19 protein-coding genes are annotated in these 22,947 nt (G+C 67.8%); 8 read left to right on the top strand and 11 right to left on the bottom strand.

Going from position 1 to position 22,947, the window contains the following annotated elements; all coding sequences use genetic code 11:
* Positions 1–93: 93 nt before the first annotated feature.
* On the bottom strand, positions 94–1,197 hold the full coding sequence (locus tag ATCM_RS01650) for an OmpA family protein (protein WP_132862536.1): 1,104 nt from the start codon (positions 1,195–1,197) through the stop codon (positions 94–96).
* 383 nt (positions 1,198–1,580) lie between these two features.
* Between ATCM_RS01650 and ATCM_RS01645 the strand changes: the two genes are divergently transcribed.
* Positions 1,581–2,606, top strand: a complete 1,026-nt coding sequence (locus tag ATCM_RS01645; protein WP_132862535.1) for a zinc-binding alcohol dehydrogenase family protein — start codon at positions 1,581–1,583, stop codon at positions 2,604–2,606.
* 100 nt (positions 2,607–2,706) lie between these two features.
* Complete coding sequence (locus ATCM_RS01640; protein WP_132866035.1) at positions 2,707–3,327, top strand: hypothetical protein; 621 nt, start codon at positions 2,707–2,709, stop codon at positions 3,325–3,327.
* A 40-nt stretch (positions 3,328–3,367) separates the two neighbouring features.
* Here the strand turns inward: ATCM_RS01640 and ATCM_RS01635 are convergent, their stop codons facing one another.
* Positions 3,368–5,347, bottom strand: coding sequence for an LTA synthase family protein (locus ATCM_RS01635; protein WP_132862534.1), 1,980 nt, complete (start codon positions 5,345–5,347; stop codon positions 3,368–3,370).
* 252 nt (positions 5,348–5,599) lie between these two features.
* Here ATCM_RS01635 and ATCM_RS01630 point away from each other — a divergent pair, with 252 nt between their 5' ends.
* The 3 genes from ATCM_RS01630 to ATCM_RS01620 all read left to right on the top strand — a co-directional run bounded on the left by ATCM_RS01630 (position 5,600) and on the right by ATCM_RS01620 (position 9,206).
* Complete coding sequence (locus tag ATCM_RS01630) at positions 5,600–7,630, top strand: NADPH-dependent 2,4-dienoyl-CoA reductase (RefSeq protein ID WP_132862533.1); 2,031 nt, start codon at positions 5,600–5,602, stop codon at positions 7,628–7,630.
* Positions 7,631–8,027: 397 nt separating this feature from the next.
* Positions 8,028–8,486, top strand: coding sequence for a cell wall hydrolase (locus ATCM_RS01625; RefSeq protein WP_132862532.1), 459 nt, complete (start codon positions 8,028–8,030; stop codon positions 8,484–8,486).
* Positions 8,487–8,588: 102 nt separating this feature from the next.
* Positions 8,589–9,206 carry a glutathione S-transferase N-terminal domain-containing protein gene (locus ATCM_RS01620; RefSeq protein ID WP_132862531.1) on the top strand — a complete coding sequence of 206 codons (618 nt, stop codon included), beginning with the start codon at positions 8,589–8,591 and terminating at the stop codon, positions 9,204–9,206.
* A gap of 78 nt (positions 9,207–9,284) precedes the next feature.
* Here the strand turns inward: ATCM_RS01620 and msrA are convergent, their stop codons facing one another.
* From msrA to msrB, 3 genes are read right to left on the bottom strand one after another with little or no spacing between them, the layout of a single operon-like run.
* Positions 9,285–10,019, bottom strand: coding sequence for a peptide-methionine (S)-S-oxide reductase MsrA (gene msrA, locus ATCM_RS01615; protein ID WP_132862530.1), 735 nt, complete (start codon positions 10,017–10,019; stop codon positions 9,285–9,287).
* 14 nt (positions 10,020–10,033) lie between these two features.
* Positions 10,034–11,800, bottom strand: coding sequence for a cytochrome c biogenesis protein DipZ (locus ATCM_RS01610; protein ID WP_132862529.1), 1,767 nt, complete (start codon positions 11,798–11,800; stop codon positions 10,034–10,036).
* A 33-nt stretch (positions 11,801–11,833) separates the two neighbouring features.
* Positions 11,834–12,337 carry a peptide-methionine (R)-S-oxide reductase MsrB gene (msrB, locus tag ATCM_RS01605; protein ID WP_132862528.1) on the bottom strand — a complete coding sequence of 168 codons (504 nt, stop codon included), beginning with the start codon at positions 12,335–12,337 and terminating at the stop codon, positions 11,834–11,836.
* Between the two features lie 144 nt (positions 12,338–12,481).
* Between msrB and ATCM_RS01600 the strand changes: the two genes are divergently transcribed.
* Positions 12,482–13,201 (top strand): response regulator transcription factor, encoded by a 720-nt coding sequence (locus tag ATCM_RS01600; RefSeq protein WP_132862527.1) that lies wholly within the window; start codon positions 12,482–12,484, stop codon positions 13,199–13,201.
* Positions 13,198–14,688 (top strand): ATP-binding protein, encoded by a 1,491-nt coding sequence (locus ATCM_RS01595; protein ID WP_132862526.1) that lies wholly within the window; start codon positions 13,198–13,200, stop codon positions 14,686–14,688. The genes ATCM_RS01600 and ATCM_RS01595 overlap by 4 nt, the downstream gene beginning before the upstream one ends.
* 27 nt (positions 14,689–14,715) lie before the next feature.
* Here ATCM_RS01595 and ATCM_RS01590 read toward each other — a convergent pair whose 3' ends face one another.
* The 6 genes from ATCM_RS01590 to ATCM_RS01565 form a co-directional block, all read right to left on the bottom strand.
* On the bottom strand, positions 14,716–15,777 hold the full coding sequence (locus tag ATCM_RS01590; protein WP_132862525.1) for a suppressor of fused domain protein: 1,062 nt from the start codon (positions 15,775–15,777) through the stop codon (positions 14,716–14,718).
* A gap of 89 nt (positions 15,778–15,866) precedes the next feature.
* On the bottom strand, positions 15,867–16,355 hold the full coding sequence (locus ATCM_RS01585) for a hypothetical protein (RefSeq protein WP_132862524.1): 489 nt from the start codon (positions 16,353–16,355) through the stop codon (positions 15,867–15,869).
* A gap of 132 nt (positions 16,356–16,487) precedes the next feature.
* On the bottom strand, positions 16,488–18,368 hold the full coding sequence (prpE, locus tag ATCM_RS01580; protein ID WP_132862523.1) for a propionate--CoA ligase: 1,881 nt from the start codon (positions 18,366–18,368) through the stop codon (positions 16,488–16,490).
* A gap of 200 nt (positions 18,369–18,568) precedes the next feature.
* On the bottom strand, positions 18,569–19,201 hold the full coding sequence (locus ATCM_RS01575) for an RluA family pseudouridine synthase (protein ID WP_132862522.1): 633 nt from the start codon (positions 19,199–19,201) through the stop codon (positions 18,569–18,571).
* Positions 19,202–19,301: 100 nt separating this feature from the next.
* The gene (locus ATCM_RS01570) at positions 19,302–20,285 is read right to left on the bottom strand and encodes a malate dehydrogenase (protein ID WP_132862521.1); all 984 of its coding nucleotides are present in this window, start codon (positions 20,283–20,285) and stop codon (positions 19,302–19,304) included.
* Positions 20,286–20,399: 114 nt separating this feature from the next.
* Positions 20,400–20,894, bottom strand: coding sequence for a peptidylprolyl isomerase (locus ATCM_RS01565; RefSeq protein ID WP_132862520.1), 495 nt, complete (start codon positions 20,892–20,894; stop codon positions 20,400–20,402).
* A gap of 221 nt (positions 20,895–21,115) precedes the next feature.
* Here ATCM_RS01565 and typA point away from each other — a divergent pair, with 221 nt between their 5' ends.
* Positions 21,116–22,945: a translational GTPase TypA gene (gene typA, locus ATCM_RS01560; protein WP_132862519.1), complete on the top strand. Its 1,830-nt coding sequence runs from the start codon at positions 21,116–21,118 to the stop codon at positions 22,943–22,945.
* The last annotated feature ends 2 nt before the right edge of the window (positions 22,946–22,947 follow it).

Here is a 22,947-nt window from a genome sequence, read left to right as displayed (position 1 = left end):
TGCGATCCACGTCATGCCATGCACGGTGCCGGCGCAAAAAAAACAAGGCCCGGCTTTCGCCGGGCCTTGCATTGCATCAAGTGAAGCGTCCGATCAGTTCTGGACGTTCAGCTCGGTGCGGCGGTTCTTGGCGCGACCTTCCGGGTTGTCCGAACCATCAGCATTGGTGTTCGGAGCAATCGGACGGCTCTCGCCGTAGCCGATCGGGCCCTGCAGACGCGAAGCCGACACACCGTTGGTGGTCAGGTAGTCGTACACGGCCTTGGCGCGGCGCTCGGACAGCTTCTGGTTGTAAGCGTCGGTACCCTTCGAGTCGGTGTGACCGGCAACTTCAACGCGCAGATCCGGGTAACGCTTCAGGATCTCGGTGGCCTCGCTCAGGATCGCAACAGCGTCCGGACGCAGGGTGGCCTTGTCGAAGTCGAAGTTCACGCCCTTCAGGTCGATGGAGACCGGCACCGGGCAACCGTCCGGACCGATGGTCTGACCCGGCTGCGAGTTCGGGCACTTGTCGTCGCAGTTGTTGACGCCGTCACCGTCGTCATCCAGGTCAGCGCAGCTCGGGGCGACCGGAGCCGGGGCCGGAGCAACAGCGGCAACCGGGGCCGGGCCCAGCGGGATCACGACGCCGACCGAAGCCAGCACGTCGCCGAACCAATCCTGGTCGTCGCCAGCCAGCGACGGAGCGATGCTCTTGTCGTCGAAGTCAGCGCGGTAGGCCAGTTCGGCACGAACGGCAACACGCTTTTCGAAGGTGGTCTGCAGACCGACGCCGACCTTGGCGGCCAGGTTGCCGTCCTTGCGGTCCAGCAGGTTGCCGGCCTGGGTCAGGTACTCTTCTTCAGACTTCTGGTAGCCCAGGCCTGCCAGCAGGTACGGGTTCCAGCCACGGCCTTCCTGGATGAAGTGGCGACGCAGGTCCAGCGAAATGCCGTACTGCGACCAGTTCTTGTTCTGGTTTTCGTCGAAGTTCGGGTTCTGGTAGTTCAGCTCACCGTCCAGCGACCAGTTCGGGCTGATGAACTTACCCAGGCCCAGCGTGGCGAACGGGGCGTCGTTGGTGCCGCGATCGCCGTCCTGGAAGTTGAAGCCGGCCGAACCGGTCAGGTACCAGCGGTCGTCGAATTCCTGGGCCGAAGCGGCCTGGGCGAAAGCCAGACCACCGAGCAGTGCGGCGGTAAGGATCTTCTTGTTCATGAAATACAGCTCCTTGTTTCGGGGGTATGAAACCGGTAGAGGCATGGTCCAGCACAGCGATATCGTTCGTCGCGTTCAGAGACGGCCGTTTCCGCACGCCATCGCGGTGCACATTATGCGCTGGGCCGTGAAGGCGATGTTAACGGTCATATAACAAATTGCGCGACCACCAGACCTCTACGTGTCCGGCTGAGCGCACCGTATACAGCTTCATCAACCCGTGCAAGAGCCTGACACAGCAGGGTTTCCCGGCTTTTTGCTGCAATGCGGTCAATTTCGTCCGTTAAGCCCGTGAAAATACTGGGATGCCGTCGCAGTTACCGCCAGCTGAACCGTTTGCTGAGTATGATCCGGCGATCCCCCCTGCAACGGAACTTTCCCGCATGAAAGCGATCGGCCTGACCCGTTACCTGCCCATCGAAGATCCCGATTCGCTGCAGGACCTGTCCGTGGACCCGCCTGCCAGCCCGCAGGGACATGACATCCTGGTCCAGGTACAGGCGGTATCGGTCAATCCGGTGGATACCAAGCTGCGCGCCCCCAAGGCCGGTGAGGAAAGCCCGGCCCGCATCCTGGGCTTCGACGCCGCCGGCACGGTGGTGGCGGTCGGCCCGGAGGTCACCGCGTTCGAGGTCGGCGACGAGGTGTACTACGCCGGTGACGTGACCCGCCCCGGCTGCAACGCGCAGCTGCAGCTGGTCGACGAACGCCTGGTCGGGCGCAAGCCCACCACGCTGGACTTCGCCGAAGCCGCCGCGCTGCCGCTGACCACCCTGACCGCCTGGGAGCTGCTGTTCCAGCGTATGCCGTTCCAGCTGGATGGCCGCCGCAATGCCGGCAGGACCCTGCTGGTGATCGCCGGCGCCGGCGGCGTCGGCTCGATCGCGATCCAGCTGGGCCGGCACGCCGGCTTCACCGTGGTGGCGACCGCCTCGCGCGAGGCCAGCGTGCAGTGGTGCCGGCAGATGGGGGCCGAACATGTAATCGACCATCGCCAGCCGCTGGCCCCGCAACTGCAGGCACTGGGCATCACCCAGGTGGATGCGGCACTGAACCTGGCCGACACCGACCTGTACTGGCAGCAGCTCGGCGAGCTGCTGGCGCCGCAGGGTCATGTCGGCCTGATCGTCGAGCCGTCCGGCGCGTTGCGCATCGGCGACCCCTACAAGGCCAAGTGCATCGGCATCCACTGGGAAATGATGTTCGCCCGTGCCCGCTTCCGCACCGCCGACATGATCGAGCAGCACCGCATCCTGACCCGCGCTGCCAGCCTGATCGATGCCGGCGAACTGCGCACCACGCTGACCGGGCGGCTCGGCAGCATCAACGCCCGGAACCTGCGCCAGGCGCACCAGCAGCTCGAGTCCGGCCGCACCATCGGCAAACTGGCGCTGGAAGGCTGGGATTGACCCCGCCGCGTTGCAGCCTGCCAGGCGGTGTCGCCGGACGATGCCGCCTCCCCTCCTGCAGGGCCGTCGCACGCGCGGCGGCCCGCCACTGGTTGACGCCATGCCCCGCCTGTTCTTTCCGCGCCTGCTGCAACTGCTGCTCGGGCTGTTCCTGTTCGGCATCGCCTCGGCGCTGATGATCCGTGCCAGCATCGGCATCGCCCCGTGGGACGTGCTCAGCCAGGGCGTTTCCCTGCGCAGCGGGCTGTCGTTCGGCTGGGTCACCAACCTGATCGGCGTGGCGGTGCTGCTGATGTGGCTGCCGCTGCGCCAACGCCCCGGGCTGGGCACGGTACTCAACGTGCTGTTGATCGGCCCCAGCGCGCAGCTCGGCCTGAACCTGCTGCCGCCGGCCAGTGGCCTGGTCTGGCAGGTCCTGCTGTTCGCCGCCGGCCTGCTGCTGATGGCGCTGGCCACCGGCCTCTACATCGGCGCCCGATTCGGTCCGGGCCCGCGCGACGGCCTGATGACCGGGTTGCATGCACGTACCGGCTGGCCGATCTGGAAAGTGCGCACCCTGATAGAAGCCAGCGCGCTGCTGCTGGGGTGGTGGCTGGGCGGCAACGTCGGCTGGGGCACGCTGGCCTTCGCCGTGTTCATCGGCCCCTTGTGCGGGCTGACCCTGCCGCTGTTCGATCGCCAGCGCGCGCTGTCCCCTGCCGTGGACGGCCGCCGGGCCTGAGCCCGTTCGCGCGGCATTGCCCAAGGCAACACACCGGACCTCAGCGCCGCTTCTGCAGCACCTGGTCGCGGATGTACCAATCGCGCAATGCCACCCCGGCGGCGACGCGGCGTGCGCGGGCCGCGCTCGCCGCGTCCGGTGCGACGCCTTCGACGGCCAGGTGGCGGGCGTCCTTCCATGCGTGCAACTGGGGGGTGGCGAGCGGCCACAGCACGCCCTGCGGGGTGTAAAGGCGATCGAACTGGGCCAGTGCATCGCCGCCGTCCCCGGCGGCGCCCCACAGGTTGCGACCGGTGGCGAAGTACGACTGCCCCGGCAACGCCAGCGACACCACGGTGGGAATCAGGTCGGCATGCCCGGCGAAGGCGCGGGTATCGGGCACGCTGCCCGCGGGAGCGAAGGCCTGCGGTACCCGCAGCCAGGCGAACACGCGGTCCACGTCGACCTGCTCGGCCGGCAGGTCGTAGCGGTAGTGGGTCCGCAGGTTGTGGTCGCCGGCCGCGGCGATGATGGTGCGCTCGCCGAGCGGGCTTTCCCGCAACGTCTGCAGGAACGCGCCGAACTCGTCGGCCTGGTACTGGTAGGTGGTCAGCATGCGCCGCAGCTCGGCGGTGTCGGGCAGCGCGCGCGGACCCAGTGCCGCCGGATCCTGCGGCAGCGTGCGGTGCACGGTGTCCAGCTGGAACGGAGGGTGGTTGCTGGTGGTCAGCAACACGAGGAACAGCCGCTCGCCATCGGCATCGGCCTTGGCCAGCAGCGCCTGGGCGAAACGGAACAGCCAGGCGTCATACAGGCCCCACTCGGTGCCATCGGCCTTGGGGAACTGCTGGCGGATGTCACGCGCGTCGTAGACGCGGTCGAAGCCCTGGCGGGTGAACGTGGTGCCGATCTCGCGCCAGTCGCTGCCACCGCCGTAGACGAAGGCGGTGCGGTAACCGGCGCGCTTGAACGGCAACGCGGCGGAACTGTCGAAGGTGATGCGTGCGTTGCGACCAACGGTCAGCGGCGTGATCGGCGACCCCAGCAGCAGGTTCTCCAGTTCCGGGTGGGTCCCGTTCTGGCCGGCGATGAAGTTGTCGAAACGGTAGCCATGGGCGAGCTCGCCACGCAGGCGGCCCAGCATGTCGTTGCCGGGGCCGTCGCTGTACAACAGGTCCTGGCCGAACGACTCCAGCAACCCGACCACCACGTGCGGCGAACTGGACAGCGGGCGCGGCGTGCCGGGCGCGGTCGGGAACAGCGCAGCCCGCACATGGCCCGGCTCACCGGAAGGCAGGCCCGCGGCGTGGGCCGCTTCCTGCAGGCTGGCGAACCCGAGCCGGTGCACGCCGACCAGCGGGTCGGTGCCGACGTCGGTTTCCTTGGCGCGCACGCGTGCGGCGCGGTAGAGCGTCAGCGGCGCGTTGAGCACCAGCGCATTGACGAACGGGTCGGCCGAGACGGTGACGTCGCGACGCACCAGCGGGAAGGTTCCCACCGAACCGCGCGCCAGCAGCAGCAACAGCACGCACTGCACGACCAGCACGGCGGCCTTGCCCCAGCCACCGGACCCGGCCGGCCAGCGCAGGCCCAGCCATTGCCCCAGCCGCGGTACCAGCCAGCCCAGCGCGAGGCCGGCAACCAGCAGGGCCAGCACGCCGGGGACAACCGGGTAGTCGTCCCAGACGGTCTGCAGGATCGCCCCGGTATCGTCCTCGAACATGCCGAAGACGATCGGGTCGAACCGCGTCTTGTAGAAGGCGTAGTAGAAGTGCTCGCAGATGGACAGCAGCGCGAACAGCAGCAGGATCGCGACCAGCAGCCATTGCGCGCAGCGCACCGCCTGCTCGCGCCGGCCCGACAGCCACAGCGGTGCGGCCAGCAGGGCCACCAGCAGCGCGGACACCGCGCCGGCCACCAGGTCATAGCGCATGCCCTGCCACAGCACCGGCCACAGCAGCTCGCTGCCCCGGCCCGCGCCGGCATAGGCCAGCCACATCGAGACCCGCGCCACCGCACCGAACATGGCAATCCCTGCCACCAGCAGCCACAAGCGCGGGAACAACCTCGCCCCTGCGGGCGAAGAAATCTGTGTATTCAAAATAGTGACGCCCCTGTCCTGCCAGCGCTGGAACCCGGCCGGCCGGCACGGATTGTAATCCGATGACAACAATCATTTGCTAGGCAGGGCGCCTTCCCCGCCGGCGGTTTCGGCGGGGCGCCAGGGCGAGGATTGAGAAAAGACGGCCTTGCCCCTCAGAATGGGGGTATTCCGTACGCAAGCGTATCCAAGATGCCGCCAGCCACCGACACCGCCTATCCGCACCTGTTCGCACCGCTGGACCTGGGCTTCACCCAGCTCCGCAACCGCATCCTGATGGGCTCGATGCATACCGGCCTGGAGGACCACAGCCGCGACTTCCCCAAGCTGGCCGCCTATTTCGGCGAGCGCGCGGCCGGCGGTGCGGCGCTGCTGGTCACCGGCGGCTTTTCACCGAACATCGCCGGCTGGCTGGCGCCGTTCGGCAGCAAGCTGTCCTGGCCCTGGGAAGTGGGCCGGCACCGCCCGGTCACCGCGGCGGTCCATGCGCACGGCGCCAAGATCTGCCTGCAGCTGCTGCATGCCGGCCGCTACGCCTACCACCCGTTGCAGGTGGCCCCCTCGAAGCTGAAGGCACCGATCAACCCGTTCACCCCGCGCGCGCTGAGCAGTTGGGGCGTGGACCGCCAGATCGCCAGCTACGCCCGCGCCGCCCGGTTGGCCCGCGAGGCCGGCTACGACGGCGTGGAGGTGATGGGCTCGGAGGGCTACCTGATCAACGAGTTCATCGCCCCGCGCACCAACAAGCGCAGCGATGCCTGGGGCGGCGACGCCAGCAAGCGCATGCGCTTTGCCGTGGAGATCGTGCGCCGGATCCGCGAGGCCTGCGGCCCGGACTTCATCATCATCTACCGGTTATCGCTGCTGGACCTGGTCGAGGACGGCAGCAACTGGGAAGAGATCCTGCTGCAGGCCAAGGCCATCGAAGCGGCCGGGGCCACGATCATCAACTCCGGCATCGGCTGGCACGAGGCACGGGTTCCGACCATCGCCACTTCGGTGCCGCGCGCGGCGTTCACCGGCGTGACCGCCAAGCTGCGGCCGCACGTCAACGTGCCGGTGGTGGCGGTCAACCGCATCAACATGCCGGACGTGGCCGAACGGGTGCTGGCCGATGGTCACGCCGACATGGTCTCGCTGGCACGCCCGTTGCTGGCCGACCCGCACTGGCCGGCCAAGGCCCGCGCCGGAAAACCGGAGACCATCAATACCTGCATCGCCTGCAACCAGGCCTGCCTGGACCACATCTTCGTCAACAAACGCGCTACCTGCCTGGTCAACCCGCGCGCCGCGCACGAGACTGAGCTCGTCTACCGCCCGACCACAGCGCCCAAGCGGGTAGCGGTGGTCGGCGCCGGCCCGGCCGGCCTGGCCTGCGCCACGGTCGCGGCCGAGCGTGGCCACCAGGTCACCCTGTTCGATGCCGCCGGCGAGATCGGCGGGCAGTTCAATGTCGCTAAGCGCATCCCGGGCAAGGAAGAGTTCCACGAGACCCTGCGCTACTTCCGCCATCGCCTGGCCGACACCGGCGTGGACGTGCGCCTGGACACCCGCGCCGACGCCGCCACGCTGGCCGGCTTCGACGAGGTCGTGGTCGCCACCGGCATCCTGCCGCGCCGGGTGGACTTCCCCGGTGCCGACCACCCGATGGTGGTGAGCTACCTGGACGTGCTGCTGGGCCGGGTCCACGCCGCCGACAAGGTGGCGATCATCGGCGCCGGCGGCATCGGCTTCGACGTCGGCGAGTTCCTGGTCCACGAAGGCCCTTCGCCGGCGCTGGACCCGGCACGCTGGATGGCCGAATGGGGCGTGGACCCGAGCTTCAGCAACCGGGGCGCGCTCACCCCCCCGCAGCCCGAAGCGCCGGCCCGCAAGGTCTGGCTGCTGCAGCGCAGCCCGGGCAAGCCCGGCGCGCGCCTGGGCAAGACCACCGGCTGGATCCACCGCGCCACGCTCAAGGCCAAGGGTGTGCAGATGCTGGGCGGGGTCGAGTACCTGGGCGTGGACGACCACGGCCTGCGCATCCGCGTGGATGGCCAGGAGCAATTGCTGGACGTGGGTACCGTGGTGGTCTGCGCCGGCCAGGAGCCGCAGCGCAGCCTGGCCGCCGAGCTGCAGGCGCAGGGCCGCAGCGTCCACATCATTGGCGGTGCCGACGTCGCCGCCGAACTGGACGCCAAGCGGGCCATCGACCAGGGCAGCCGGTTGGCCGCGGCACTCTGAGGGTCCGTGCACGCCGGGCAACCCGCCCGGCGGCGCCGCGTCACCGGCCCATGCGGCACACACTGCCGCCTTTTCCGTGATGCAAAGCACAGTCACGGCCCGGGCGGCGGGGTCGAAAACGGTCCCGCCGATCGGTTCCGGCCCCTGCAACAAACCTGAATGTCAAGAATCCGCATTCAGGAAAAGTTTGGGATCGCCCCCCTACCTTGCGCGCACTTCTCGCTCACCCACCAGTTCCGGTGAGCAAGGCGCGGCCCTCCCCGATCTGATCGAGGGCCGCCCACGGGGCGGCCCCGATGCCACGGCCGCCTCCCCATAACGCCAAGTCGCGGTTGTCCCTGGTTCCATCCGATATCCGGAACCCGGCGGCCGTGGCCCACACGGAGCAAGGAGATTTATGAAACTGGCCTGGATTCTCTGGCTGTCGCAGATGTTGCCGCAGCCGGCAGCCGACTCGTTGTGCCTGAGCACCACCGTTTACCTGGAAGCCCGCGACCAGACCCTGCGCGGCCAACAGGCCGTCGCCGAAGTCGCCCTGCGCCGCCTCGACAGTGGCCTGTGGGGAGACTCGATGTGCCAGGTGGTGACGGCACGCAAGCAGTTCGCCCCCACCCTGGTGGCACCGGGTACCCAACTGCGCAATGACGACGCCTGGGCCGAAGCCGTCGACGTGGCCTTCGCCGCCGAGCGCAACTGGGCGCTGCCGGCCGGGGAGCGCAAGGAGATCGTGCCGGGCGCCAGCCACTTCGCCGCCCACGCCATCGCCAGCCCGAGCTGGCGCAACGCCTACCAGGTGGCCACCATCGGCGGGCACACCTTCTATAAGGTGCAGTCGCTCAAGCCGCGTTCGTCCTGAGCCCGCGTCCCAGCGCCCGGACAGTGCGTGCCACCGCGCCATCACCGGTCATTCCCCGGTTGTGGCGATAATGCGGGTCCATTCCCTTCCTCCAGGACCCGCATGAAGCTCTACACCAAGCCAGGCGCCTGCTCGCTGGCCGACCACATCACCCTGATCTGGTCCGGCCTGCCGTTCGAGGCGGAGGTTGTCGACTACGCCACCATGAAGTCGCCGGAATTCCTGGCCAAGAACCCGGCCGGTGCGGTGCCGGTGCTCGAGGACGACGACTGGGTGCTGACCCAGAATGCCGCCATCCTCCACTACATCAGCGGCAAGGCCCCTCAGGCCGCGCTCGATGGTGGCAGCGACCTGCGCACCCGTGCCGAAGTGGACCGTTGGCTGTCCTTCGTCAACGCCGACGTGCATCCGGCCTTCCACCCGATCTTCGGTTCGACCAAGTACCTGGGCGACGAGGCGGCCATCGCGCTGACCCAGCAGAACGCGCGCGAGAAGCTGCGCGGCTACTTCCAGCGCATCAACGACCGCGTGGCACAGGTCGACTGGCTGGGCGGCACGCCGCGCCCGTCGATCGCCGATGCCTATGCCTTCGTGACCCTGCGCTGGGCCCGTGGCACCCAGGTCGACCTGAGCGGCCTGGACGCGCTGGACCGCTATGAGCAGCGCCTGCGCGCCGACGCCGCGGTGCAGGCCGCGATGCAGGCCGAAGGCCTGAGCTGAGCCCCGCGCCACCGCGTACATCACGGGCCGCCGGTACAGTTGCCGGCGGCCCGTTGCGTTTTCGGCGCCCTCGCCGGCTCAGCGCACCGACACCGTCATCATCAGCTGCGGCGTCTGCCGGTAAAGGGCCGGGTACTGCTGCCTGAGCGCCTCCACCTTCGGCAGGTCGTTGATGCGCACGTACAGCGCATCCGGATGCAGCGCGAGGTAGTTCTGGTGATAGCCCTCGGCCACGTAGAACGCCTTGCCTCCGTCCACGCGGGTGGCCAACGGCGCCGGGAACACGCCACTGCGCTGCAGCTGCGCGATGTAGGCCAAGCTCGCCGCACGCATGCCCGCATCGTCGGCATAGATCGCCGAACGGTACTGGCTGCCATGGTCCGGCCCCTGCCGGTTCAACTGGGTCGGGTCGTGCACCACCGAGAAGAACACCTGCATCAGCTGCGCGTAACTGACCTGGGCCGGGTCGTAGGTGACCTGCACCGCTTCGGCATGATCGGTGGTTCCGCTGCTGACCCGCGCATAGTGGGCGTCGGCAGCGCTGCCACCGATGTAACCGGACACCGCGCTCTGCACGCCCTTCACGTGCTGGAACACGCCCTGCACGCCCCAGAAGCAGCCACCGGCAAACACCACCCGGGCGTGCCGCATGCCAGGCTGGTGCAGGTCCGCCGCGCCGGCGGCGGCCGGCACCGGGACCTTGGCCGGCGCCGCCTGCACCGGCCGGCCCATGCCCAGCGCCATCGCCATCAGCAGGCCGGCAACGGCCATCGCGATGCCGCCGGCCACCCATTTTTCCGCTGCGATCTTCATCGTCTGCTCCCGGTTCAACCAAAGGTGAAGGCATAGGCACGCACGTCCGGATCCAGGAACTCGATCTCGAAGCTGCGTTCCTGGACATCGCCGTGCTGGCGGATCAACTGGTACAGGCGGTTCTCGTCGACCACGCCCTCACCGCTGGCCGATACGTCGCCACCGGCGTCGGCACCCGGGGCCTTGCCATCGATGCGCACGCGGAAGCGCACCGGATGGGCCGGGTCGCGGGGCGCCAGCACCAGATGCAGGTCACGGGCATGGAAGCGGAACACGATGCGACCGCCGCGCTGCTGCAGCTGCGCGTCTTCGCCCTCCACTTTCCAGCGGCCGCCGAGCGCCCACTGGTTGAGCTGCAGCGACGTGGGCGCCTGGTAGTCAGCCACCTGGCCGGGTTTCTGCCCGCCCGGCGAGGCAAAGTGCTCGGCGCGCGCATGGCCAATGTAGGTTTCCGGCGACCGCAGGTTGTCCATGTCCGCCTGCAATGCCACGCCTTCCTGTGCGCCGCCCATCATGGTCGGCGCCTCGCCGGGCAGCGGGTTGCCCGCCTCGCGCAGCAGCTGGCGGATGATCTGCTCGGAGTTGGCGTAGTCGCCCTCACCGAAGTGGTGGGCACGGATGCGCCCCTGCGCATCGATGAAGTAGTGCGCCGGCCAGTAGTGGTTGTCGAAGCCGCGCCAGATCGCGTAGTCGTTGTCGATGGCCACCGGATAGGTGATGCCCAGTTCCTTCACCGCACGCTCCACGTTGTCGCGGTCACGTTCGAAGGCGAACTCCGGTGCATGCACGCCAATCACCACCAGCCCGTGGTCGCGGTAGCGCTCGGCCCACTGCCGCACGTACGGCAAGGTGCGCAGGCAGTTGATGCAGGAATAGGTCCAGAAATCGACCAGCACCACCTTGCCGCGCAGCGTTGCTGCCTCCAACGGCGGGCCATTGAGCCAGGCCGTTGCACCGGCCAGCGAAGGCAATGCGCCCTCGACCGGCAGGGCCGCACCCGCGCCGGGGTCAGCGGCCATCATCATCATCGCCGGCCCCGCCCCGCGGGCAGGCGTGTGCCAGCGGTCCAGCAGGCCCTGCTCCAGCCGGGTGGTACTGGGCGTGGAGGCACGGGTCAGCAGCCCGGTGTCCCAGCCCATCGCGATCGCAACCACCGCCAGCAATGCCGCCGCGCCCAGGCCCCGCCGGATCCACTCGCTGGTCCCCAGCCGCCGCTTCAACGCCGCGAACACGCGCCCGCCGACCCACACCGCCAATCCCAGCGCAGTGGCCGCGCCCAGCGCATAGGCCAGCAACAGCCCGGAGGTGCCGGCATTGGCGCCCTGCAACGCCGCACCGGTCAGGATCAGGCCGAGGATCGGCCCGGCACAAGGCGCCCACAACAGGCCGGTGGCCACGCCCAGCAGCAGCGAGGTCATCACCCCGCCCCGGCCGGCATCGGCGGCACTGTCAGCCACCGTGCCCAGCCGCGCGCCCAGCCGCTGCAGCGGCGACAACAGGCGGTCGGCCAGGGCCGGCCACAGCAACGCCAGCGCGAACAGCGCCATCACCACCAGCGCGATCCAGCGCCCGACCTGGTTGGCCTGGACCACCCAATGGCTGCCGACCGCCGCCAGGCTCGCCACCACCGCGAACATCAACGCCATCCCCAGCAGCAACGGCAGGCCGCTGCGCAGGAACGGCCGGTCGGCCCGGGCGAACACGAACGGCAGCACCGGCAGGATGCAGGGGCTGAGCAGGGTGAGCACGCCACCCAGGTAAGCCAGCACGAACAGGAGCATGGAGGGATCCTTGTCGGGGAACGTAGATGGCGCTCAGGCCGCCATGAACTGCAGGGCCACGCCGTTCATGCAGTAGCGCAGGCCGGTCGGGCGCGGGCCGTCGTTGAAGACATGGCCGAGATGGCCGCCGCACCGGTGGCAGTGCACGGCCGCACGCACCATGCCGAAGCTGGTGTCGCGCGCCTGTTCCACCGCGCCGTGCAGCGGTGCCCAGAAACTGGGCCAGCCGGTGCCGCTGTCGAACTTGGTGGCCGAGGAAAACAGCGGCAGCGCGCAACCGGCGCAGGCAAACGTACCGCGCCGATGCTCGTCGTTGAGCGGGCTGCTGAACGGCCGCTCGGTGCCCTGCCCACGCAACACCGCGTACTGCCCCGGCGTCAGCAGCTGCCGCCATTGCGCGTCGCTGTGCATGACCTCGAAGCGGTGCCCGGTGGCGGCGGTCGCCGGCGCGGCCCGGCCGCAGCCACTGAGGCCGAACAGGCTGGCCGCGGCCAGGCTGCCACCGATGCCCAGCAATCTGCGGCGGGTGAGGGACATGGCCAATCTCCTGGCAGGGATGATGTGCCCATGCTGTGCCCGCGACGGTCAACGAATCCTCACGCAGAGTTAAATTTTCCGTGACACATCGCCGCCGTTATCCATCGACAATGGCGCCATCTCCCCGCTGGCCCCGACCTGCCGATGAGCAGTGCAAAACGTGTCCTGATCGTCGAGGACGATGCCCACATCGCCAACCTGCTGCGCATGCACCTGCGCGACGAAGGCTATGACGTCACCCACGCAGCCACGGGTGACGAAGGCCTGCGCCTGCTCGAGGACCAGCAATGGAGCGCGCTGGTGCTGGACCTGATGCTGCCCGGCGTGGACGGGCTGGAGATCTGCCGGCGTGCGCGTGCGATGACGCGCTACACGCCGATCATCATCACCAGCGCGCGTGCCAGCGAGGTGCACCGCATCCTTGGCCTGGAACTGGGCGCCGACGATTACCTGGCCAAGCCGTTCTCGATGCTGGAACTGGTGGCACGGGTCAAGGCGCTGCTGCGCCGTGTCGAAGCCATGGCACAGAACGCCCGCATCGATGCCGGCGAGATCGAGACCGCCGGCGTCCGCATCGACCCGGTGGCACGCACCGCGCAGGTGGACGGCACCCCGCTGGACCTCACCCCGCGCGAGTTCGACCTGCTGTACTTCTTCGCCCGTCATCCGGACCAGGTGTACTCGCGCATGGACCTGCTCAACCAGGTCTGGGGCCATCGCCACGATGGCTACGAACACACCGTCAACACCCACATCAACCGCCTGCGCAACAAGATCGAACGCGACCCGGCCGAACCGCGGCGCATCCTCACCGTGTGGGGGCGCGGCTACAAGCTGGCCAGCGACGACGGGAGCACGGCATGAACCGGCTCACCCTCTCCCAGCGCCTGTCGGTGGTGTTCTGCGCATTGTTGCTGGTGTGCTGCGGCGCGTTGGCGTGGATACAGATGCGCAGCACGCGCATGCACGAGCAGGAAACCGTGCAGCGCCTGTCACGCGGCCTGGCCGAGCACATCGCGCGCCGCGGCGAATTGATGGATGCCGGCGGCATGCGCGAAGGCGAGGTCCGCGCGCTGTTCGGCAAGCTGATGGCGGTCAACCCCAGCGTCGAGGTCTACCTGCTCGACGACCAGGGCCGCATCCTCGGCCACGACGCGCCGGATGGGCACCTCAAGCGCGACCGCGTCGACCTGGCCCCGGTGCAGGCGCTGCTGGCTGGCGCGGCCTTGCCGATCCTCGGCGACGACCCGCGCAGCCTCGGCGGGCGCAAGGTGTTCAACGCCGCGCCGCTGGTCGTGCAGGGCCGCCAGGTCGGCTACATCTACGTGGTGCTGGTCGGCGAACAACACGAGGCATTGGCCGCGAACGTCGCCGCCAGCACCAGCCTGCGCACCACGTTGTGGTCGCTGGCCATCGTCGCGGGGGTCGGCCTGCTCGCCGGCGTGGTCGCCTTCCGCTGGGTGACGCGGCCGCTGCGCCAGCTCACCGATGACATCCAGGCCTTCGACATGGAAGCCGGCGCACCGGCCAGGCTGCCCGCACCGCGCGCCCCGCGGCCGGGCGAACGCGATGAACTCACCATCCTGCAGCACAGCTTCACCCACATGGCCCAGCGCATCGGCGAGCAATGGCAGCAGCTGCGCCAGCAGGACCTGCAACGACGCGAACTGGTCGCCAACATCTCGCACGACCTGCGCACGCCGCTGTCCTCGCTGCATGGCTATCTGGAAACGCTGGCGCTCAAGGACGCCACGCTCAGCCCCGAGGAACGCCAGCGCTACCTCGCCATCGCCCTGTCACAGAGCAACAAGGTCGGCCGGCTGGCGCAGGCACTGTTCGAACTGGCGCGGCTGGAGCACGGCGGCGTGGTGTTGGACCTGCAGGCCTTCTCGCTGCCGGACCTGGTCCAGGACGTGTTCCAGAAATTCGAACTGGCCGCGCAGGCGCGCCGGCAATCGCTGCGCGCCGGGATCCCGGCCGGGCTGCCCGCCGTGGAGGCCGACCTGGGACTGATCGAGCGCGTGCTGACCAACCTGCTCGACAACGCCATCCGCCACACGCCGGAAGGCGGGCACGTGCAGGTGACCCTGCAGGCCGTTGCCGGCGAGGTACAGGTCAGCGTTTCCGATACCGGCCCGGGCATTGCCCCGGAGCGGCGCGCGCAGTTGTTCAGCACGCCGCCGGCACTGGGCAGCCAGCGCCCGGACAGCGGCGGGCTGGGCCTGTTGATCGTGCACCGCATCCTTCAGTTGCACCACCGCCGGATCACGCTCGCCGACAGCGACGAAGGCGCGCGCTTCGAGTTCTCGCTGCCCGTCGCCGGAAGGCACCCGCGCCCGTCCGGCAACTGACCGCCGTCCATCGCCGGCGGCCATGCCTCAACCAATCTCGCGGATCACCTCACCCTGCCCGTCGCGCAGCAGCGTCGGCCGTACCTCCACCTGCAAGCGTCCGCCCGGCAGCGGGTAGAGGCCGCGCTCGGGCCGCACACTGGCCAGCATCGCCGCCAGGCTGGCATCGGACAGCACGCAGCGCACGCTGTCGGCGTCACTCTGCACATCGTCGGCGACACCCGGCTCGAAACGCCACTGGCGGTCATTGGCCAGGATCAGCAGCGGTTTGTCGTGATGCAGGCGCAACGGCAGCAGTTCCAGCACGCTGGCGACCTGGCCGGCGCCCAGCACCAGCGTGGTCAGTGGCCCTTCGACCGACCAGTCCAGCATCTCCACGAACAACATGCCGGTGCTGGAGCCTTCCCGCTGGCTGCCTGCCTCCAGTTGCGCCGCCACCGCCGGATCCTCCAGCAGCGAGGGCCGCGCCAGCTCGGTGATCCACAGCGGCATCGCCGGCAGGAACACATCCAGCACGCCCTGCGTGGACCAACGCTTGACCGCCGCCATCTCCTCGTCGGTCAGGCCGACCAGCTGCAGGAACGCGAGCCGGCCGTTGGCGCTGGGGATCGGCGGCAGCTGCGGGTCGTTCACGAATGCCAGGTGGCGCAGCTGGGTGGGGCTGTCCAGCGCGATCGGGCCATTGGCATCGAGGTGGTGCCCGGCTTCGAACACGTTGCCACTGCTGAACACATAGCGCGCGAGGTTCTGCAGCAGGTTCATCGGCCAGCTCGGCGGGGTGCCTTCACGGTGTTCGCCAGGTTCGGCGGCCAGCCGGAAGGTCAGCTCGAAGCCGAAGCCGCTTTCCTCCAGGTCCTCGCTCTGCTTGTCGTACAGCTCGGAGAACCCGTAGGTGACGTAATGCCAGTGCGGCTGCGGCGCATCGTTCCAGTAGATGCTGATCCCATCCAGCGGATCATTGCCACCGAGCGTATGCGACACCACGGTGCCGTAGTGCTTCGGCTCCTGCCCCGGGTACAGCGCCGCCAACGCGGCGTTGATGGCATCCCATCCCGCGGTGCTGATCCCGCCGTTGTCCTGCTGGTCCATGCCTGCTGCTCCACTGGGTACGAGCGACCATGATAGTGCCCGTGCGGTGGATCGCCGGCATGCCGCGCGGCCGTCCGGCCGCGCGGCGGTCAGGCCAGTACCTTGGCGCGCGTCTCTTCCAGCCAGCGGCTGGCGAATGCCGGGCTCTTGGCCTTGCCCAGCGCACCGGCCACGTCCGGCCACAGCTGCTCCAGCCCCGGTGCATCGCGGCAACGGTCGATCCTGAGCTGGATCATGTAGCCCTTCAGGCCCAGGTGCTTGCGTACCGTTTCGGACATCCAGTCACGCAGCTGCTGGTAGCGCAGCGGATCGTCGCCCAGATGGCTGGTCAGCGGAACCACCGGCACCGCCGGTGCCCGATCGACGCTGCCACCGACCACTTCGATCAGCCCCAGCGCCGAGAGTTGTTCAAGCACGTCATCCGGCGCACGCAGCCCCAGCGCCATCTGCCGCAGCTCGTTGCCGTCACGCTGCCCGTCCACCAGCAGCAGTACCGACCGCAACCCTGCGGCCAGGCGCAGGCCACGGTCCTCGATTTCCTGGCGGCCAGCGGCCGTCTTGGCATGGATCAATGCCATTCCCCCTCCTCGGTTGTGCATCGCAAACACGGCACGCGCCATTGACCCGGGGCCCCCGCCCCGGATCCGCTTACCTGTACACGTACCGCCCCCTTGCGATCGCCGCCCTTGCGGCCCACCGGCCCGGCTGCGCTAGGTCCCCAGCGCGCGGCGGATTTCCTCCAGAGCGCCCGGGTCGTCGAGTGTCGACAGGTCCCCCGGGTCGCGCCGTTCCGCCAATGCCTGCAACGAACGCCTCAGCAGCTTACCCGAACGCGTCTTGGGAAGCGCGTTGACGATATGCACGTGGGCCGGACGGGCCACCGCTCCCAGCGAGCCGGTCACCCGTTGCACCATCTCCGCGGCCAGCCCCTCGACCTCCTCGGCCGTGGCGGCCTGCTTCAGGGTGACGAATACCAAGGGCACCTGGCCCTTGAGCTCATCGTGCACGCCGATCACCGCCGCCTCGGCCACCCGGGGATGCCCGGAGATGGCCTCCTCGATCTCGCGCGTGCCCAGCCGGTGCCCGGCCACGTTGATCACGTCATCGGTGCGGCCAAGGATGAAGGTGTAGCCGTCCTCGTCGCGGATCGCCCAGTCCAGCGAGCTGTACAGCAGCTCCTTGAAGTGGCTGAAATAACTCTTGAGGAAGCGCTCGTCGTCGTTCCAGACCGTGCTCATGCATCCCGGCGGCAACGGCGGCTGGATCACCAGCACACCCTTCTGGCCCGGTGCCACTTCCGCCCCGCTCTGCTCGTCGATCACCTTCATCCGGTAGCCCAGGTTGGGGAAACCCGGCGAGCCGAACCTGACCTGCTTCATCTCCAATCCAGGCAACAGGGTCAGCGCCGGCCAGCCGGTTTCGGTCTGCCAGTAGTTGTCGATCACCGGCTTGTGCAGCGCACCGCTGATCCACTGTGCGGTCGGCTCGTCCAGCGGCTCGCCGGCCAGGAACAGGTACTTCAGCTCGGACAGGTCGTGGCGATGGATGAAGTCCACGTCGTGCTTCTTCAGCACGCGGATGGCCGTGGGCGAGGAGAACATCGTGCGCACGCCGTACTGCTCGCACAGCGCCCACCAGATGCCGGCATCCGGATGGATCGGCAGGCCTTCGTACAACAGCGACGTGCAGCCACCGATCAGCGGCCCGTACACGTTGTAGGAATGCCCCACCGCCCAGCCAACATCGGACGTGGAGAACATCACCTGCCCCGGTGCGCAATCGAACACCGTACGCATCGACTGCGCCATCGCCACCGCATAGCCCCCCACGTCACGCTGCACGCCCTTCGGCTTGCCGGTGGTGCCCGAGGTATACAGCAGATAGCTGGGCTCGTTGGATTCCAGCCACTCCACCGGCACTTCCGCCTCACCCACCTGCGCGCGCAGCGTGGCGTAGTCCTCGTCACGGCCGGGCACCTTCGGCTCTGCGGCATCCAGCCCGCGCGAGACGATCAGCACCTTCGGCGGCGGGGCCTGCGCTTCCGCACAGGCGGCATCGACCATCGGCTTGTAGGGGATCACCTTGCCACCGCGCATGCCGGCATCGGCCGCGATCAGCAGCTTCGGCTGGGCATCGTCGATGCGCAGCGCCAGGTTGTGTGCCGCGAAGCCCCCGAACACCACCGAATGCACCGCGCCGATGCGCGCACAGGCCAGCATCGCGAACACCGCCTCGGCCATGTTCGGCATGTAGATCACCACCCGGTCACCACGGCCGACCTCCAGCCGCTTGAGCACCGCAGCGAAGGCGTTCACTTCGCGGTACAGCTCGCGGTAGGTGATCTCGCGGGTGATGTTGGTCTCGGTGGAAATGGCGACCAGCGCCAGCTGGTCGGCACGTTCGGCCAGGTGCCGGTCGACCGCGTTGTAGCAGAGGTTGGTTTCACCGCCGACGAACCAACGCCGGAATGGCGGATTGGAGTAGTCCAGGATCTGCTGCGGTGGACGATGCCAATGGATCGCCTTGGCCTCCTCGGCCCAGAACGCCTCCGGCGCTTCGATGGAACGGCGGTAGATCTGCTCGTACTGCATGACACCCTCCGGAACCTGCCTGGCCTGAGCCGAGCATAGTCCGGAGGACAGGGGCCGCTCCCTGCGACGATGGTCGTACGACCAAAGCCGGCCCTCACCCCAACCCCTCTCCCGCGTGCGGGGCGAGTGCCGTACGCGCCGCAGCAATTCGAGCCCCTCTCCCGTGAACGGGAGAGGGGTTGGGGTGAGGGCCAGCAGGCTCAGGATCCCTGGAACGGGCTCCGCGAAACAAACGCCATCATCTCCCCACTCACCGGATGCACGAACTGCAACCGGCATGCATGCAATTGCACCCGCTCGGCCGGCTGCGCCCCGTACATCACGTCACCCACGATCGGGTGGCCCAGGCTGGCCATGTGCAACCGCAGCTGGTGGCTGCGCCCGGTCACCGGCTCCAGCTCCACCCGGGTGCGCTGCAGCTGCAGGTCACGGTCCAGCACCCGCCAGCGCGTCAACGCCGGCTTGCCGCGCTCGAAGTCCACCATCTGCCTGGGCCGGTTCGGCCAGTCGCAGATCAACGGTAACGCGACTTCACCGGCATCCCCTTCGATCACCCCCTGCACCACGGCCTCGTAGCGCTTGCTGACCACGCGCTTTTCGAACTGCGCCGACAACGCCGCCTGCATCACCTTGCCGCGCGCATACAACATCAGCCCCGAGGTCACCTGGTCCAACCGGTGCACCGTCAACGCATCCGGATACAGCACCTGCAGGCGCGACACCAGGCAATCCTGGTTCTCCGGCAGGCGGCCGGGCACGGACAGCAACCCGGCCGGCTTTTCGGCAACCAGCAGGGAGTCGTCAAGGTAATGGAGGATGGTTTCGTCGTTCATGCCGATCAACACAGCGCCTGGCATTGCAACACGCAGTGCCCTACAAAAAAGGGGAAGCCGTAGCTTCCCCTTTTCATTCCATCACGCTGGCGCGCTGCGATCAGAGCAGGTCGGCCACGCCGGCGCGCTCTTCTTCCAGCTCACCCAGGGTGATATCGATGTACTTCCTGGAGAAGTCGTCGATCGGCAGGTCCTTGATGATGGTGTACTGGCCGTTCTCGGTGGTCACCGGGAAACCGAACACCACGCCTTCGGGGATGCCGTAGGAGCCGTCGGACGGTACGCCCATGGTCACCCACTTGCCGTTGCTGCCCAGCACCCAGTCATGGATGTGGTCGATGGCGGCGTTGGCAGCCGACGCGGCCGAGGACAGGCCACGGGCGGCGATGATGGCCGCGCCACGCTTGCCGACGGTCGGGATGAAGGTGTTGGCGTTCCATTCCTGATCGTTGATCAGCTCGGCCACCGAGGCGCCGCCGGTGGTGGCGAAGCGGTAGTCCGGGTACATGGTCGGGCTGTGGTTGCCCCACACGGTGAACTTCTCGAAGCTGTCCACGGTCTTGCCGGTCTTGGCGGCCAACTGGCTCAGGGCGCGGTTGTGGTCCAGGCGCAGCATGGCGGTGAAGTTCTTCGGATCCAGGTCCGGGGCCGACTTCATGGCGATGTAGGCATTGGTGTTGGCCGGGTTGCCGACCACCAGCACCTTCACGTCACGCTTGGCAACGGCGTTCAGGGCCTTGCCCTGCACGGTGAAGATCTTGGCGTTTTCCAGCAGCAGGTCCTTGCGCTCCATGCCCGGGCCGCGCGGACGCGCGCCGACCAGCAGGGCCACGTCGACGTCCTTGAAGGCCACCAGCGGGTCGGCGGTGGTCACCACGCCGGCCAGCAGCGGGAACGCGCAGTCTTCCAGCTCCATGACCACGCCCTGCAGGGCGGCCTGGGCCTTTTCGTTGTCGATCTCGAGCAGCTGCAGGATGACCGGCTGGTCCTTGCCGAGCATTTCGCCGGAGGCGATGCGGAACAGCAGGGCGTAACCGATATTGCCGGCAGCGCCGGTTACGGCAACACGAACGGGTGCTTTCATGGGGGTTTCCTCTGCTAAGAAGCGTTTTGTGGGGTCAAACCCGGCCGCCGCCGCACGGCGGAAACCGGGCCTCAAGCAAAAACGGCCGCCTGCACGGCGACCGTCGAATCCGGATCAGGCCGAGAGGATCTTGTTCCACTCAGCGACGCGGTCGGCCTTGGCGGCCAGCACGGCGTCGACATCGCCCTCGATGGTGATCTTGTTGATCGCATCACCCTGCTTGACCGCATCGACCACGTCCAGGCCTTCGAGCACCTTGCCGAACACGGTGTGCTTGCCGTCCAGCCAATCGGTCTTGATGTGGGTGATGAAGAACTGGCTGCCATTGGTGTTCGGGCCGGCATTGGCCATGGACAGCACGCCGCGCTCATGGCGCACGCCGTTGTTGGTCTCGTCCTCGAAACGGTAGCCCGGGCCGCCGCGGCCGGAGCCTTCCGGGCAGCCGCCCTGGATCATGAAGTCGGCGATCACGCGGTGGAACGCCAGGCCGTCGTAGAAGCCGTGCTTGGCCAGGTTGACGAAGTTGGCGACGGTCAGCGGCGCCTTGTCGGCGAACAGCTCGACCTTGATCGGGCCGCGGGACGTATCGAAGTGGGCGATCAGGGACATGTGGATCCTTGGGAAGTGTGTGTTTCCAGAGCCGCCTAGTTTACACCTCACTTTCCGCCCTCGCCCCCCTGCCCAGCCGCCGGAGGCTGGCCTGGCGGGGGCGTCAAGGCTTGCTGAATGGGCCATTCCGCCGGTCACACGGATTTTTCGCGAAACGTCATTGTCGACGTATAATGTTGAACTCATTTCTCCAAATCCGGCGCCGACTGGCCCCCTTTCGCATGTCCATCGAAAATCTTCGCAACATCGCCATCGTCGCCCACGTCGACCATGGCAAGACCACCCTCGTCGACCAGCTGCTCAAGCAGTCCGGCACCCTGTCCGAGCGCACCGTGCTGGCCGAGCGCGTGATGGACAGCAACGACCAGGAAAAGGAACGCGGCATCACCATCCTGGCCAAGAACACGGCCATCAAGTGGAACGGCAACCGCATCAACATCGTCGACACCCCCGGACACGCCGACTTCGGCGGTGAAGTGGAGCGCGTGCTGTCGATGGTCGACTCGGTGCTGATCCTGGTCGACGCGATGGACGGCCCCATGCCGCAGACCCGCTTCGTCACCCAGAAGGCCTTCGCGATGGGCTTCAAGCCGATCGTCGTGGTCAACAAGGTCGACCGCCCGGGCGCCCGCCCGGACTGGGTCATCGACCAGGTGTTCGACCTGTTCGACAAGCTCGGCGCCACCAACGAGCAGCTGGACTTCCCGATCGTCTACGCCTCGGGCCTGAACGGCTACGCCGGCCTGGAAGACACCGTCCGCGACGGCGACATGACCCCGCTGTACGAAGCGATCATGAAGTACGTGCCGGTGCCGGAAGTCGAGGCCGATGGCCCGTTCCAGATGCGCATCAGCCAGCTGGACTACAACAACTTCGTCGGCGTGATCGGCATCGGCCGCATCCAGCGCGGCAAGGTCAGGAAGAACCAGCCGGTCATCGTGATCGACCGTGAAGGCAAGAAGCGCCAGGGCAAGGTCCTGCAGGTGCTGGGCTTCATGGGCCTGGAGCGCATCGAGGTCGAGGAAGCCCAGGCCGGCGACATCATCGCCATCTCCGGCATCCAGGAGCTGACCATCTCCGACACCGTCTGCGCCCTGGACAACCCCGAAGCGCTGCCGGCCCTGACCGTCGACGAGCCGACCATCTCGATGACCTTCCAGGTCAACAACTCGCCGTTCGCCGGCAACAAGGACCTGTCCGGCGGCAAGTTCCTGACCAGCCGCCAGCTCAAGGAGCGCCTGGAGCGCGAGACCGTGCACAACGTGGCACTGAGGGTCGAGCAGCTCGAAGACGCCGACAAGTTCCTGGTCTCCGGCCGTGGCGAACTGCACCTGTCGGTGCTGATCGAAACCATGCGTCGCGAAGGCTACGAGCTGGCCGTCTCGCGCCCGGAAGTGATCATCAAGGAAATCGACGGCCAGATGATGGAGCCGATCGAGCAGCTGGTGGTGGACATCGAAGAGCAGCACCAGGGCGGCGTGATGGAGAAGCTCGGCACCCGCAAGGCGCTGCTGGAGAACATGGAACCGGACGGCAAGGGCCGCGTGCGCCTGGACTTCAAGATCCCGGCGCGTGGCCTGATCGGCTTCCAGAACGAGTTCAAGACCCTGACCCAGGGTTCGGGCCTGCTGTTCCACGTTTTCGACCACTACGGCCCGAAGGAACAGGGCGCCATCGCCAAGCGCCTGAACGGCGTGATGATCGCCAATGCCCCGGGTGCCACCCCGGCCTACTCGCTGGGCCCGCTGCAGGAACGCGGCAAGCTGTTCGCCGCTGAAGGCGACAACGTGTACGAAGGCCAGCTGATCGGCATCCACTCCAAGGACAACGATCTGACCGTCAACGCGATCAAGACCAAGCCGCTGACCAACATGCGCGCTTCGGGCAAGGACGACGCGATCCAGCTGACCCCGGCCATCAAGTTCTCGCTGGAACAGGCCCTGGACTTCATCGATGACGACGAACTGGTCGAAATCACCCCGAAGGAAATCCGCCTGCGCAAGAAGCACCTGACCGAGAGCGACCGCAAGAAGGCCTCGCGCGCGGGCTGATC

It is taken from the genome of Stenotrophomonas sp. ATCM1_4, assembly GCF_004348115.1.
GTDB classification, from domain to species: Bacteria; Pseudomonadota; Gammaproteobacteria; order Xanthomonadales; family Xanthomonadaceae; genus Stenotrophomonas; species Stenotrophomonas capsici.
This window is presented reverse-complemented; position numbering and strand designations above follow the sequence as displayed.